The sequence below is a fragment of the Megasphaera indica genome (assembly GCF_046614755.1).
Classification (GTDB): Bacteria; Bacillota; Negativicutes; order Veillonellales; family Megasphaeraceae; genus Megasphaera; species Megasphaera intestinihominis.
Genome location: NZ_JBKKJR010000010.1, coordinates 1 through 15,265, shown reverse-complemented (window position 1 = coordinate 15,265; position 15,265 = coordinate 1). Strand labels below are relative to the sequence as shown.

The 15,265-nt window shown below is 47.6% G+C and carries 12 protein-coding genes and 3 pseudogenes; 9 read left to right on the top strand and 6 right to left on the bottom strand.

Translation table 11 applies throughout. The features are described 5' to 3' along the window. The first annotated feature begins 52 nt into the window (after positions 1-52). Positions 53-1,897, top strand: a complete 1,845-nt coding sequence (locus ACFCTO_RS06440) for an alkaline phosphatase (RefSeq protein WP_492001241.1) — start codon at positions 53-55, stop codon at positions 1,895-1,897. A 261-nt stretch (positions 1,898-2,158) separates the two neighbouring features. Here the strand turns inward: ACFCTO_RS06440 and ACFCTO_RS06435 are convergent, their stop codons facing one another. Next, positions 2,159-2,995 carry an Mrp/NBP35 family ATP-binding protein gene (locus ACFCTO_RS06435; protein WP_020724034.1) on the bottom strand — a complete coding sequence of 279 codons (837 nt, stop codon included), beginning with the start codon at positions 2,993-2,995 and terminating at the stop codon, positions 2,159-2,161. Further along, entirely contained in the window at positions 2,988-3,353 is a 366-nt protein-coding gene (locus tag ACFCTO_RS06430; RefSeq protein ID WP_288641559.1) for a DUF134 domain-containing protein, read from the bottom strand. Before ACFCTO_RS06430 ends, ACFCTO_RS06435 begins: the two co-directional genes overlap by 8 nt. A 176-nt stretch (positions 3,354-3,529) precedes the next feature. On the opposite strand from ACFCTO_RS06430, the gene ACFCTO_RS06425 reads away from it, so the two are divergent. The 8 genes from ACFCTO_RS06425 to ACFCTO_RS06390 all read left to right on the top strand — a co-directional run bounded on the left by ACFCTO_RS06425 (position 3,530) and on the right by ACFCTO_RS06390 (position 10,614). Further along, the gene (locus ACFCTO_RS06425) at positions 3,530-3,898 is read left to right on the top strand and encodes a RidA family protein (RefSeq protein ID WP_292299946.1); all 369 of its coding nucleotides are present in this window, start codon (positions 3,530-3,532) and stop codon (positions 3,896-3,898) included. 275 nt (positions 3,899-4,173) lie between these two features. Continuing rightward, positions 4,174-4,881, top strand: a complete 708-nt coding sequence (locus ACFCTO_RS06420) for a helix-turn-helix transcriptional regulator (protein WP_299723331.1) — start codon at positions 4,174-4,176, stop codon at positions 4,879-4,881. A gap of 5 nt (positions 4,882-4,886) precedes the next feature. Continuing rightward, positions 4,887-5,195 (top strand): SWIM zinc finger family protein, encoded by a 309-nt coding sequence (locus ACFCTO_RS06415; RefSeq protein WP_299723334.1) that lies wholly within the window; start codon positions 4,887-4,889, stop codon positions 5,193-5,195. Between the two features lie 72 nt (positions 5,196-5,267). After that, positions 5,268-5,819, top strand: coding sequence for a hypothetical protein (locus ACFCTO_RS06410; RefSeq protein WP_302420511.1), 552 nt, complete (start codon positions 5,268-5,270; stop codon positions 5,817-5,819). Beyond that, complete coding sequence (locus tag ACFCTO_RS06405; RefSeq protein ID WP_298675434.1) at positions 5,816-5,938, top strand: hypothetical protein; 123 nt, start codon at positions 5,816-5,818, stop codon at positions 5,936-5,938. The genes ACFCTO_RS06410 and ACFCTO_RS06405 overlap by 4 nt, the downstream gene beginning before the upstream one ends. A gap of 223 nt (positions 5,939-6,161) precedes the next feature. After that, positions 6,162-7,454, top strand: coding sequence for an ATP-binding protein (locus tag ACFCTO_RS06400; RefSeq protein WP_499876584.1), 1,293 nt, complete (start codon positions 6,162-6,164; stop codon positions 7,452-7,454). Between the two features lie 536 nt (positions 7,455-7,990). Beyond that, the gene (locus tag ACFCTO_RS06395; protein WP_020311771.1) at positions 7,991-9,250 is read left to right on the top strand and encodes an SLC5/6 family protein; all 1,260 of its coding nucleotides are present in this window, start codon (positions 7,991-7,993) and stop codon (positions 9,248-9,250) included. Between the two features lie 44 nt (positions 9,251-9,294). Then, positions 9,295-10,614, top strand: coding sequence for an L-cysteine desulfidase family protein (locus ACFCTO_RS06390; RefSeq protein WP_499876583.1), 1,320 nt, complete (start codon positions 9,295-9,297; stop codon positions 10,612-10,614). A gap of 65 nt (positions 10,615-10,679) precedes the next feature. Here the strand turns inward: ACFCTO_RS06390 and ACFCTO_RS06385 are convergent. The 4 genes and pseudogenes from ACFCTO_RS06385 to ACFCTO_RS06370 form a co-directional block, all read right to left on the bottom strand. After that, positions 10,680-11,626 (bottom strand): annotated as a pseudogene (locus ACFCTO_RS06385) (bifunctional 4-hydroxy-2-oxoglutarate aldolase/2-dehydro-3-deoxy-phosphogluconate aldolase). Between the two features lie 24 nt (positions 11,627-11,650). Then, positions 11,651-12,505 (bottom strand): annotated as a pseudogene (locus ACFCTO_RS06380) (sugar kinase); the annotation flags it as partial. Between the two features lie 145 nt (positions 12,506-12,650). Next, positions 12,651-13,454, bottom strand: a complete 804-nt coding sequence (locus ACFCTO_RS06375; RefSeq protein ID WP_499876582.1) for a gluconate 5-dehydrogenase — start codon at positions 13,452-13,454, stop codon at positions 12,651-12,653. A gap of 968 nt (positions 13,455-14,422) precedes the next feature. After that, positions 14,423-15,136: pseudogene (locus ACFCTO_RS06370) on the bottom strand (carboxylesterase family protein); the annotation flags it as partial. Between the last annotated feature and the right edge of the window lie 129 nt (positions 15,137-15,265).

Sequence of the window (15,265 nt, the reverse complement as noted above, 5' to 3'; positions counted from 1 at the left end):
GGGCTTTATACTTATCGTGTCGAATATGTTACAAAATTCAGGAGGTCACGATATGAAACGACAATGGTTAAAACGAGTAATTCTTTCCATGGTAGCCTGCGGCTCATTAGCAGGATTCATTCCCGGAGTACAGGCGGCAGATGTCCGCATCCTTCCCGTCGATAATGCGAAATTCCTGGCTGGTGCCAAATTCGATTTCGACGTCGAAGTATCGAAAGCAAAGAATCTGAAGAATGTCGACATCACGGTCAATGGACAGAAAGCTGATAAATTCTTTGGTCAGAAATTAGATGCCAAAGATTTAGGCAACGGCGTCATTTCATATCGTGCCAATCAGGTCGATTTCCCCAAAGCCGGTGCCTATACGGTAAAAGCGACGGCTACCGATGCCGATGGCGCTAACTCGGCCGATGCCCGCTATACCGTCGTTCAGGACAAAGCTCAGCGCCAGGCCAAGAACGTCATCCTCTTCGTCGGCGACGGCATGTCCCTGCAGGCCCGCGAAATGGCCCGTATTATTTCTAAAGGCATGACCAACGGCAAGTATAATGATTTACTGGCCATGGAAAAAATGCCCCATAACTGCCTGATTACGACCAGCGGTTACGATTCCCTGACGACAGACAGTGCCAACTCGGCGTCCGCCTATGCAACAGGTCATAAATCCGTCGTCAACGCCTTGGGCGTCTATGAAGACTCCACGAAAGACCCCTTCGATGATCCGCGCGTCGAAAATATTTCGGAAATCGTAAAACGCAGCCGCGGCATGTCTGTCGGCATCATCACCCAGGCCGAATCGACAGACGCCACGCCGGCAGCTATGGTCGGTCATACGCGCCGCCGTGCCAACCAGGATTACCTCGCTTCGGAATACCTCGAAGATTATCATCGCCCGGACGTCATCATGGGTGGCGGTTCGCGCCGTTACATCCCGCAGTCCGAACAGGGCTCGAAGCGCCATGACAACCAGAACGTCATCCAGGAATTCAAGGATAAAGGCTATACCTTCGTCAGCAATTCTAAGGAAATGATGGCCGCTCCGGATAATAAACCGCTCCTGGGCCTGTTCCATCCGAGCACGATGAATGTCTATGTCGACCGTGAAATGCTCAAGAACCCGGAAGTCCTCGGCAAATATACGGACCAGCCGAACCTCATTAACATGACCAAGAAATCCCTGGATATCCTCAGCAAGAACCCGAAAGGCTTCTTTGCCATGATTGAAGGCGCATCCATCGACAAACAGCTCCACGCCATGGATTGGCAGCGCGCAACGTATGACACCATCGAATTCGACAAGGCCATCGAATACGCCCAGAAATGGAATAAAGAACACGGGGACAACACGCTGATCATCGTCGTCGCCGACCATGCTCACGGCGCTTCCATTACCGGGACCTACCATGAACGGGATGGCAAGAAGGGCCTGGCAGCTGTCCGCACTTATGCCGACTCCATCTTCCCGACCTTCAAAGATGCCAACCACGATGGCTTCCCGGATAATCCGGATCCCGATGTCACCCTGGCCATCCAGTATGCCAACCATCCGGAATATTACGAAAACTTCCACTTCCAGCAGAAACCGACACTGCCGACTGTTTCTCAGACCGTTACCAAACAGGAAGCTCAGCAGGCTGGCGATAAGACCGAATACCATCAGGTATCGACAGTCGTCGAAAAAGCCAATCCGGCCCGCCATCACGACGGCGATCCCTGGGAACTCGTACCGGCCAACATCCCCGATACCATCGGTGACGAATGCCATGCTGCCGACGACGTACCGCTCAACGCAGAAGGTCCTGGCTCGGAGTACTTCCAGGGCGTCATGGACAACACCGAAGTATTCTTTGGCATCATGAGAGCCCTCGGCATCGATGCCACGAAAAATGTGAAATAATTAGTGGTTCGTGGCTAGTGACTCGTAGGCGGCCCGCAGTGGCTCTCTTCATAGGAGAGCTGTCAGCGAAGCTGACTGAGAGGTTGCTCTTTTATAGTTTGTAATTCGGAGTATGTAGGGGGCGCCACGTGGGCGACCCGTTAGGGATTTGGATGATTCTTCTAGCAAACAGGGCAGGAAATCGTACATATCCCAGAGCGGGCGCCCCACGTGGCGCCCCTACAAGAAAAGGCGCTGTCTTCGTGCGACAGCGCCTTTTTATTATTTCCCTAACACGCCTTCCAGGAAGGAAGCGGTATCTGCCATATAGCTGGCTTCATAGCCTTCGATATCGCCTTTATCGCAGTGGGCTGCGAATTCCGGGTCGATCGGCAGTTTGGCCGTATGGGGGATATCATATTTCTGTGCCGATTCTTCGACGTGGCTCTTGCCGAAGATGGACAGTTTTTCATGACAATGAGGACATTCAAAATAGCTCATGTTTTCGATGAGACCCAGGACTGGGACGTGCATCATTTCCGACATGTTCAGTGCTTTTTCGACGATCATGGAAACGAGTTCCTGCGGCGATGTGACGACCAGGATGCCGTCCATGGGCAGGGACTGGAAGACCGTCAGCGGGACGTCGCCCGTTCCCGGCGGCATGTCGACGAACATGTAGTCGATATCGCCCCAGATGACATCGGTCCAGAACTGCTTTACCGCACCGGAAATGACCGGGCCGCGCCATACGACAGGAGCCGCTGCGTCTTCGAGCAGGAGGTTCATGGACATGACCTTGATGCCCGTCTTGGTCGTTACCGGATAGATACCGTTTTCATCGCCCGTAGCGTGGTCGGTCAGGCCGAAGACTTTCGGAATCGACGGGCCCGTGATATCGGCATCGAGGATAGCCGTCTTGAAGCCGCGGCGCTGCATTTCAACAGCCATGAGGGACGTTACCAGGGATTTACCGACGCCGCCTTTACCGCTGACGACAGCGATGACATGCTTGATGTGCGAGCCGGCATGAGGAGCAGCCTGCAGGCTCTGGGGCTGTGTGCGTTCAGCGCAGGAGCTGCCGCAGCTGGAACAGTCGTGTGTGCAATTTTCACTCATTGGGATCATTCTCCTTTGTGTTATTTTTTCCGGCGCGGCAACAGGTATGGCAACACGTGCCGGAACGTTCACAAACTTGGATATGGCCGCCTTCGATGACGAGGCGTTTGCCATGGATGAGGGCGTCGGCCAACTTGTGTCGGGCCGAATCGTAAATACCGGTTACCGTCGTGCGCGCCACATTGATCTGAGCGGCACACTGTTCCTGCGTCAGGCCGACCCAGTCGATGAGGCGGATGACTTCATATTCGTCAATGCCCATGACAATCACATCGTCTGACTGTGCGCCATCTATAGGCTCGAAAGCCGCCGAAACAGGCAACGAACAGACCCGTCGGCACCGCGGTGGTCTCGGCATAGTACCCCCTCCTTTACGCTTTTTATTATAGATTTATAGATGACATATGTCAACATTGTAAGGGGGCTATGACGCATTTTCGGATAAAAAATGTCGAAATAACGCTTGCAAATCAATTATTATCGTGATAATATTTTATTAGTAAAAAATAAAGCTATCTTACAGGAGGTATTTCCATGAACGTAATTGTTTCCCCTAATGCACCGAAAGCCATCGGTCCTTATTCGCAGGCTATGGTATCGAATGGTATGTTGTATATTTCCGGGACGGCTGGTGTCGATCCGCAGACGGGTAAACTCCAGGAAGGTATTGAAGCCCAGACGGAACAGGCTGTCAAAAATATTGCCGCTATCCTCGAAGCAGCCGGTTCGGACTTCTCGAAAGTCGTCAAGACGACGTGCTTCCTCTATGACATGAAAGACTTTGCCGCTTTCAACGCCATTTACGAAAAAACTTTCATCAGCAAACCGGCCCGCAGCTGCGTAGCCGTCAAAGAACTGCCGGCTCATTTCCTCTGCGAAATCGAAGTCATTGCAGAAGTGTAAGTATTAGTTTGGAGTTCGGAGTTTGTAGTTTGTAGAAAATGGCTTTAAATTTAAAACCAGCGGCTAACCACTAACTGCTAGCCGCTTAAACGTTTTGCGTTCGTAGTTCATCGGTCATCGCGATGGGGTGATATTTTTAATCCCGTACGACAAACGATGAACAACCTACGATCAACGTAAAAAGAGGCTGTCTTTATGGGGTGGCCTCTTTTTTCTTGCCCTATACATTCTCATTGTGATAAAATTTTCTTATACTACATAGGGGAAGTGACGTCATGACTATTTTAGAGATGTATAAACGTATCGTGCCTTTTTTGGGAGCGGCCCTGGGGAAGGATTGTGAAGTCGTCCTTCATGATCTGCGCTATCCCGATGAATCGGTCATCGCCATTGCCAATGGCGACATCAGCAGCCGCAAACTGGGAGCTCCGGCGACGGATTTTATTTTGAAACTCATGCAGGTCGGTAAGAAAAGGGATCAGGAATATATGACCAATTACTACGGGAAGAGCGTCAACGGCCATACCCTGCGGTCTTCGACTTTTTTTATTCATGATGAGGAGGATAATATCATTGGGGCCCTTTGCCTGAATTATGATGTCCAGCGCTATCTGGACGTGCGGAAACAACTGGATGCCCTCATCTTGATGGACCCTGGGAAACACATTGACGGCATGCCTCAGGATAACACTAAGAAGGAAGATGACCATTTCCTGAGCGTCGAAATCTCAGAAAGCATGTATCCGACCGTAGACGATGCCATCCAGCACCTCATCCAGCGGACCCTGGCCCCTTACGGGACCGAGGCCAAACGCCTATCCCAGGCAGAACGCCTGACTGTCGTCGAAGACCTTTACAAGAACGGCCTCTTCGTCCTCAAAGGCAGCGTCTATGCCCTGGCCCAGATATTGGGCGTTTCGGAACCGACGATTTACCGCTACTTGAACCGTATCAAGAAAGAAAATCACAACGCACAGGGGTGAGCAAAATGGATTTAGGGAATTGGAGAGACTTCTTTTCATCTAAAATTTACAAGCGTGGCGAACGCTATTACGAAGAAGGCGACGTCTCCAATCTGAAGTGCACGGAGAAGCAGATAACGGCCGACGTCTATGGCAGTGATATATATGAAGTCACTATCGATTTGGAAGACGGCCAGGTCGAAGGGATGGACTGCACCTGTCCCTATGCCGAACAGGGAGAATATTGCAAGCACATGGTCGCCGTACTGCTGGCCGCTGAAGACGAAGAACTGGATGAAGCGGCTGATGCTGGACAGAAAAAAGCATCGTGGTAGGATATCTTGCAGCGCCTGTCTGAATCAGATTTGCGTAACTTTTTCTTTCAATTAGCCGAAGATAATCGGGCTTTGCAGAAGAAAATCGTACTAGATTTTTCCAGGGGCAAACCGTCTGCTAAGGAAATGCATCGATATGAACGCGAAATAGACCGGGTATTGGCTTCTTACGACCTCTTGGGATATATTGAATATAATGCCAGTAAGGCTTTCGCTGACAAGGTCCTTGATTATTTGAGCAGCACCATACCGCCGCTGATTAAGCGCTCTTGTACGATGGAAGCATTGGAACTGGTCAATATCATGGCGTCCAATGTGGCGGATATATCTTTTGAAGATGAAGATGACCAGCAGCTCTGTCTGGATGAATGTCGAGCTTACTGGGCCGATATCATTGGCCATGCCAAAACGGAAGACGTGCCGAAGCTGCATCGATGGTTTATACAGCAGATGGATGCAATCAAAAACAAGGGCAATGAGCTATACGGCTATTACGAAGAGGTGCTGTATAATGACTTCGATGACCCGGCGTCCTTGAAATGGAAACTTGAACGGATTGATGCGGAAATCGAGCACTATGAATCGACAAAATCCGACCAAAACGATTCTGTATTGTTTATTTGAAAAAACTCAGCACCTATCCTGAAGGCCTGGAATTGGCCCGCAAAATCGCTCAAGAATGGTGTGAAACCTACCGGAACCGCCGGGCCATGAAAGACGAACTGTCCAAAGCGGGCTTCTAAAAAGGCTCGCCTCATAGGAGAACTGACCGCCTGAGGCGGTCTGAGAGGTTGATTTTCTTGATAACATATAAAATTCCCTGATGCTAGCTATTATTTAGATGGCATCGGGGAATTTTTTTATGCAAGAATGAAAAGTCGCGCAGAAAAATGTAGAGATAGACGCAAAAGTTGCGCGAAAAAATGTTATAATAAGGAAAAGACTTTCTGTTTAGGGGGTGGAATCTTGGAAAGAGAATTAATGAAATCATTGGTAAAGTGGAAAACGGCGCCTCGTCGGAAACCGTTGATTTTGAAAGGAGCTCGCCAAGTTGGCAAGACTTGGCTCATGAAAGAGTTCGGACGCCGATATTTTCAGAATGTAGTGTACATCAACTTCGATAATAATCCACGGATGCAGCAGATTTTTGAACAAGACTATGATATCCGCCGCATTTTATTAGCTTTTCAGGTAGAAACTGGTGAAAGTATCCGGCCTCAAGAAACTTTGATTATCTTAGATGAAGTCCAGGAAGCGCCACAAGCGATTTCTGCGTTAAAGTATTTTTGTGAAAATGCACCGGAGTACCCTGTAATAGCTGCCGGCTCTTTATTAGGGATTGCTCTGCATAAAGGTATTTCATTCCCTGTTGGAAAAGTGACGACAATGCAATTGTATCCGCTATCTTTTTATGAATTTTTACGGGCTGTCCATGAAGAGCGCTTAGCGGATTTATTGGACCAGCGCGATCCGGCTATGCTGAAAGTATTTCATGACCGTTTTGTCACCTGGCTCAAGAATTATTATTATATCGGGGGTATGCCGGAAGCGGTAGCCGCTTTTGCAGAAACGGCTGATTATAGTGTTGTGCGGCAGATTCAAAATGACTTGATTACCCTATATGAAGCGGATTTTAGTAAGCATATCATCACAGCGGAGATTCCTCGTGTCCGAATGGTATGGAACGCCATCCCGCTTCAATTAGCAAAGGAAAATAAGAAATTTTTCTTTGGACAGGTAAAAAAAGGGGCACGGTCTAAAGATTTTGAAATTGCCATAGAATGGCTTGTCGATTGTGGATTGATTGCTAAGGTGAATCGTGTTTCCAAACCAGCCATGCCACTTAAAGCCTATGCCGAACAGAACGCATATAAACTTTTTTTCTTAGATGTGGGCTTATTAGCGGCCATTAGTGAATTGGACGTGCGTTCCCTTCTGGATGGAAACGATATTTTTGTAGAGTTTAAAGGGGCTTTGACAGAACAGTACGTTTGCCAGCAACTACTTTCTGAAACATCGTATAATCCTTATTACTTTACGTCTCCCAGTAATCGGTATGAAATCAATTTCATGATTCAGAAAGGGAGAGAGGTCATTCCACTGGAAGTTAAAGCGGAACAGAATTTACAATCCAAGAGCTTAAAGGTCTATGTTGAAAAATACCATCCAGCAAAAGCTATCCGATTTTCCATGAGTGATTATCAGGAACAGGAATGGGTAACGAATATTCCCTTATTTGCGATTCGCTGGATTACCTAACGACTAGCCACTAATTAGCCTGTTTTCCCCTTTACTGCTATTTGAACCGTATCAAGAAAGAAAATCATAACATACAGGGGTGAAAAACATGAAAATTTATAAGAAGCGGTTAATGGACGAAAGGCTCGCCTCATAGGAGAGCTGGCCGCCCAAGGCGGTCTGAGAGGTTGATATTTATTTGAGATTGTCCTTTTACAGAAAACTAAATATAACGAAAATATAAATATCCTGCTAAAATATTTTGTTTTTGGCAGGATATTTTTTTGACTTTGTAAGTGCATTACAAAAGAACAACCATCAATATATATTTATTACAAAAAGACATATCAATAAATATTGCAAAATAATTATTACTATGATAATATTTTATTAACAATAAAGAGGGGCATACAAGCCATACGTAATAACTGTATCTTGTGTGGAATGAAGGGATTACACTATAAAAGGAGATTGATAGAATGGAACAGACAGTACAGTGTCCTGATAAAGGACACGTTTTGGGAAAGGAAAAGCTGACCCGATGGGAAAAAGCGGGTATGACCAAAGCACAGTGGAAAGAAGCTGTAAAGTTTGATAGTACCGACTGGGGCTGGGTCATTATGAGTATCGGCATGGCTATCGGTGCTGGCATCGTATTTTTACCGGTACAGGTAGGCTTGGCAGGGATTTGGATTTATCTCCTATCTTCTATTATCGGTTATCCGGCTATGTATCTTTTCCAGCGATTATTCATTAATACATTGGCAAAATCTGAACGATGCGAAGATTATCCCAGTGTCATTGGCAATTACCTGGGCAAGAACTGGGGCTTGTTTTTAGGCCTTCTCTACTTCCTGATGCTCATTATCTGGGTCTTTGTCTATTCGACAGCCATCAATAATGACAGTGCGTCTTTCTTAGTCACCTTTGGTGTGACAGATCATTCGCTGGCTAAAAATCCGTTATACGGGCTGGCCATTATTTGTGCTCTTGTCGCCATTGCATCTCGTGGTGAAAAAGTACTCTTCAAAATTTCGACGCTGATGGTCTTGACGAAGTTGTGTGTCGTAGCTGTATTGGGCATCATTATGGTTCAGCATTGGAATTTAGCGAATGTAGGCAGCTTTCCCGATTTTGGCTATCTCATCAAGCAGACCATCATCATGTTGCCCTTCACGCTGACATCTATTTTGTTCTTGCAGAGTTTGAGCCCGATGGTTATTTCTTATCGTTCCCATAATAAGTCGATTGAAGTCGCCCGGTACAAGGCTTTGCGGGCTATGAATATCGCTTTTGGCGTGCTCTTTGTCACCGTATTTTTCTATGCTATTTCGTTCAATTTGGCTATGGGCCATGACCAGGCTGTTATGGCTTATGAAAACAATATTTCTGCTTTAGCATTGGCTGCCCAGGGGATTCCCGGCACTTCCATTAAGATCATGAGTTTGATTTTAAATATTTTTGCTGTCGTTACGGCCTTCTTCGGTGTCTTTCTGGGCTTCCGTGAAGCTTGCCGTGGCATTGCCATGAACTGTTTGAAACGTATCATGCCGGAAGATAAGATTAATGTCCGTGCCGTTTCGTTGGGCATCTTGGTCTTTGCGGTTCTCGTGTCGTGGGGCGCCATTATTCTCAATGCTCCCGTTTTGAGCTTTACTTCCATCTGCAGTCCTGTTTTTGGCATGATCGGTTGCTTGATTCCGGCTTATCTCGTCTATCGGGTGCCGCGGCTGCATGACCTGAAAGGTGTTTCGCTGTATCTCATCATTGCAACGGGCATCTTGCTGATTATCTCGCCGTTCCTGGCTTTTTCGTAAGCTTGTAACGGATTTCATAGATTGATTTTTTAGGAGTGATAATAATGGAAACCTGTACTATGTGGAATAAAATGATTGAAATCATGAAGCAAGATATCAAACCGGCTACGGGATGTACGGAACCGATTTCCCTGGCTTTTGCAGCGGCTACGGCGGCGAAAGAATTGGGAGAACCCGTACAATCTGTCAAAGCCTTTGTTTCCGCTAATTTGATGAAAAATGGGATGGGCGTCATGGTTCCTGGAACCGGCATGCCAGGATTGGCTATTGCCGCTGCTGTCGGGGCTCTGGGCGGTGATGCTGATGCAGGCCTCCAGGTCCTGAAATCCTTGACGCCTGATGTGGTAGCCCAAGGGAAACAAATGGTAGCCGATGGCAAGGTCACCGTTGGTGTCAATGAAACGACAAAACATATCCTTTATTCGGAGGCCAACGTCTATGGAGAAAGCCGCCATGTCCGCGCCGTCATCGTCGATAGCCATACGAACGTCGTCTTAATCGAAAAAGATGGGCAGGTCATTTTTGAAAAACAAGCGAGCTGTGATAATGGCGAAGCCGATAAAATTGCTTTTTTGCAGTCCCTCTCGATCAAAGATATTTTGGAATTTGCTGAAAACATTCCCCTTGCCAATATCCAGTTCATCAAAAATGCAGAAAATTTGAATGATGCCTTGTCTAAAGAAGGTTTGACCGGGAAATATGGCCTGCGCATTGGCTGCACCATGGAAAAACACATTAAAGAAGGCTTGCTGGCAGGCGATTTGGCCCGTGAAATCCAAGTCCGCACGGTAGCTGCTTCGGATGCCCGCATGGGTGGCGCTGCTTGTCCGGCTATGACCAATTCCGGTTCTGGCAACCAAGGGATTACCGTGTCCGAGCCGGTAACGGTTGTCGCTGACCATATCAAAGCCTCTGGTGAAGAACGCGTCCGGGCCCTGGCTTTGGCCAGTATGGTAGCTATCTATGCTCACAGCTATTTGCCCAAGCTATCTGCTTTCTGCGCGACCGTTACGGCTGCCATGGGGGCAACGGCCGGCATGGCCTGGCTCCTTGACCGCAAGACGCCCTATCAGACTATTTGCAAAGCCATTTCGTCCATGAATGGTGGCATCGTCGGCATGGTCTGCGATGGCGCTGCCGATAGCTGTGCCATGAAAGTTGCTTCGGCAGCAGAAATCGCTTATCGTTCAGTCCTTATGGCCTTAGCCGGTATCCGCGTAGAAGGTACGGATGGACTCGTCGCCGATACGGCTGATGAATGTATCCGCAACGTAGGTCTTTTAGCCTCCAATGGGATGCAGCAGACCGATTGTGAAGTCTTGCACATCATGTTGAACAAAAATAAAGAAGTTGCCGGGGCATAATTTCCCTGACAAAATAAAAAATCCCCTGATACTATCATGCTGTAGGGATAGCATCAGGGGATTTTTTATTTTCTGCGCAGATGAATGGAGAAACCGCCTACTGTTTCTTTTAAGAAGGCGACTTTAATATTTCCTTTTTCGTCGCGATAGCAATGGTCTTCATCCAAAGCGATTCCCTGCCGTTGATAGAAGGCTAAGGCGCGGGGCATATCTCGGGTATCAATGCAGATGTGTCCGTTCGTACCTGGCATTTCATGGTCGCAGATTTCGGCGATAGGTCCTGCAAAGAAATTGTCGGCACCGGGAATTTTGTCCTGAGCCATTAATCGGCACAGACCGTCGGTTACGGCTTCAGCTTCCGCTCTGCCAGGTACATGCAGACCTACGTGACCGAGTGTGAAATCCAGCATGTGACGGACGATTTTTTGGCAGTGTGCTGCGATGGCATCCCAATCTTTGGCCTTGACTAAATCAGAAGGGGTAATGAAACTGCCGCCGACAGCTGCGACATTCGGTAAATCCAGATATTCATTCATGTTGTCGTAATTTACGCCGCCTGTTGGAATGAATTTCATGGCAGCAAAAGGACCGGCAAGGGCTTTAAAGTTTTCGGACCGCCATAGGCTCCGGCTGGGGAGAATTTGCAAACTTCCAGTCCTAACCCATTGGCCGCTTCGATGTCGGCTGGAGATACGGTTCCCGGCATGATATCGATATGGTTTTCGATACACCATTGAGTGACCTGAGGATTATAGGCCGGCGTAATGATGAATTCAGCACCTGCTTCTACAGCGGTTTGCGCTTGTGCTACATTATGTACCGTGCCAGCTCCGACAATGAGTCCGGGAATGGTCTTCATAGCGCGGATGATGTCCAGGCAGGCATCCGTACGGAAGGTAACTTCAGCAATCGGGATTCCCCCACGGGCTAAAGCTTGACCAAAGGGGACTGCGTCTTGTGCATCTTCTAAGACGATGAGTGGAACCAGTCCGATTTCAAATATTTTCTTCATATTATCGCTAATCATGGCTGCCTCCTATTTTTCCATAAACGCTTTTAACTGATCCGGATAGGGGAGACCTTCGTTGTCTCCCCGGCTGGTAACCTGGATGGCTCCGATGGCATTGCCGCGGCGTACAGCTTCTTTCAAGGGAAGGCCTTCCATCAATGCCGTAATGACCCCGGCTGCGAAACCATCGCCGGCACCGACTGTATCGATGACTTTATCGACTTTAAAGCCGGGAACGAGATACTCTTCGGTAGCTGTCGTTACGTAAGCGCCTTGGCTGCCGACTTTCGTAATAACGGCTTTGGCTCCCAGGTTACGATAGAAAGCGTTGATTTTTTTCGGATCATCACTGCCCATGAGGATTTTGCCTTCGGCTGTCCCAGGGAGAACGATGTCAGCTTTGGATGCCATGTCATTAATAGACTGAATCATGACATCCTGACTGGGCCAGAGCTGAGGCCGTAAATTGGGATCGAAGGTAATCAGTAAACCTGCCTGACGAGCCTTATCGAACATTAAGTTGACAGCAGCCCGCGTCGATTCACTGAGGGCCGGTAAAATCCCTGTCAAATGGATGTGGCTGTATTCATCGAAGCGGATTTTTTCAACATCTTCGACGGATAACGTAGAGGCAGCCGAGCCAGCACGGAAATAAAAAATATCCGGATCGCCTTGGCTGACACGGCCTTTCAGCATGAACCCTGTCTTTTTCGTATCACTCCAGGCGACGAATTCATTGCCGATTTTGTTTTCGTTCAGTACATGGATAATTCGCTGACCAAAAGGATCTTTGCCCAGTTTCGTCATGTAAGTAACGCGGTGACCCAGACGGGCTACCCCGACAGCGACGTTGAATTCTGCGCCAGCAACGGCCAAATCATAACCACTTACACTGTCAAGGGAACCTTCACTTTAAGTAATCAAGAGGCCCATGGGTTCACCTGCAAGAATTAATCCAGATTTCATAGTTCTTCATCCTTTCAAAATGGAATAGGAGCTGCCTTATGTGACAGCTCCTTATTTTTGTTTAAGGTTGTTTGTCGATATAGGCAAGAATACCGCCGTCGACATATAAGATATGGCCATTGACGAAGTCCGACGCATGGGAAGCTAAGAATACAGCAGGCCCTTCGAGGTCTTCTGTTGTGCCCCAGCGGCCAGCTGGCGTCTTGGAGACGATGAACTGGTCAAAAGGATGGCGGGAGCCATCAGGCTGTTTTTCACGCAGCGGAGCTGTCTGAGGCGTTGCGATGTAGCCAGGGCCAATGCCGTTGCACTGGATATTGGTGCCGCCAAATTCAGCGCAGATATTGCGGGTTAACATTTTCAGACCGCCTTTGGCTGCGGCATAAGCCGATACGGTTTCACGGCCTAATTCGCTCATCATAGAGCAGATATTGATTATTTTGCCGTGGCCTTTTTTAATCATACCGGGAATGACCGCTTTGGATACGATGAACGGGCCGACTAAGTCGATATCGACGACCTGGCGGAACTCTTCCGTCGTCATGTCGCACATGGGGATGCGCTTGATGATACCCGCGTTGTTGACGAGGATGTCACTGGTTCCTAACGTCTTTTCTATTTCTCTAACTAATTGCTGCACATGAATTTCATCAGTGACATCGCAAATATAGCCGTGCGCGTCGATGCCCTCTCTTTTATAATCCTTCATAGCCTGGTCCAAGTGTTCCTGGCTGCGGCAGTTGAAGGCAATGACGGCACCGGCACGGGCTAAGGCTTTTGCGATGGCAAACCCGATGCCGTAAGAACCGCCCGTAACAAGGGCGACATTGCCTTTCAAAGAAAACATACTATTTAAATAATCCATGCTGATCCTCCTGAAAATAAGAATGGTACATCCAATAATAGGGAAGAGTCGATTGAGTTAGAATTACAGATTGATTCTATTGTAGTAAAACCCGCTAGATTTGTATATTTGGAGAAAATGGGGCTTGTCGCACGTAATCTTGTACAGTCCTTGTTCTATATGCAAAAATATAAAATTTAAACTTTTTACGTTGCCTTGGAAATTGATGAAGCCAGTTTATCCAAGTCTGCACTAAGTCTATTAAAAATTCTGCACTCACAATTCCAATGGTTTATGAGTGCAGGATTTTTTGATTGTATGTAAGTGATGATTTCTTAATTGTTATGGAAGAATGTGTCAAGTCCTTTGCTGAACCAGCGACCACTGAGAACGTGCTTGATGAGTTCTTCTTTTGCATTCTCGGTTATAGACGTATCCCTGACTATTTCGTCAAGGATAGACTGATAGGTCGTGCGGCCGTATTCTTGATGGATATCTACTTTTGTCCCATCGGAATTGACATATAACTGGCTCGGTCCCTCTGTTGCGCTGGTCCATTTCTTCCATGTTACAAGGCCCTTGCCATTGGGATTCCCTGTACGCATGAAATTACCCAGATAATCCTGTATTTGCGCTGTCAGTGCTAGCGCGCCGGGATTGTCGAAAGAACCTGCTGGATAGCCTGCTGTCGTAGCTGTTGGGATGCCGGTAGCAAAAGGAATCCATATGCCGTGGATAGAGCCGGACGTAAAGGCCGTTTTTTCACCGACGAGCTTCGGATTATTTCCATAGGCAATTTTCATCGTATAAATAGGTGCTTTGCCATAGTGGTTGAACATGGTGACAGCTGATTCTTCGGCATTGAATAGCTCATACAGACGGCTGCCATATGTCTTAGCAAAAGCGAATTCTTTATGCTTTTCTGGATCCGTAAAGATTGAGCCGTCTTTAACGGATGGAGAAAAGTAACTATCAGTCCGCGTATATAGGGAGAATTCATCTGTACCAGTCGTCATGATGAGAGGTACTTGATTGTAATTTTTCGTAGCAAAAGCATCTTTTTCTAATACGATACCATCATTATAGAGATGAGGGAAGGCACTCATGCGGATACCAGCATGACCAAACGCAGCGGCAATACGGTCGGCGGATAGATTCTGTAAATAATCACGGACCTCCGGTGTATCCTGCAACAGCCATTTGGCGGCATCTATGTCGCTCTTTTTGATGCCGTCTGCAACGACGAGAGAAGCAAAATGCTGAGCGAAAATCTGCTGAGCCCAGGCCGTATCAGAAGTAGTCATACCGCCACTGAAGGAAATCGCTTTCTGGAATTTCCCTTTTGCTATAGGAGAAATAAGCAATGCCATGACGTCACGTCCACCGGAAGAAAAGCCTGCAATCGTAATATTGTTAGCATTTCCGCCGAAGCTGGCAATATTTTCTTTCGTCCAGTCCAGGCCTCTCACAAAATCCAATACAGCAAAGTTACCAGAATTTTCTTCAACCGTACCATGCTTTAATGCTGGTAGGGGATTAAAGCCCAGTGCACCCAGACGGTGATTGATACTGATGGCGATGACGTGTTCCCTTTCAGCAAACTTCTGCCAGTTCACCTGGTCAGCAGCACCGCTCTGATTATTACCACCATGGATAAAGAACAGGACGGGCAGATTTTTTTCTTTTGTATTAGGACGCAGCACTTTACAACTTTTACGCTGCCTCGGAAGTTGATGAAGCTAGTTTACACAAGGCCTGAACTAAGTCCGTTGGATTTTTTGCGGTTTGGGCCTTAGCGACCAAAGTGCCAAAAAATATTTCACGCTGTATTT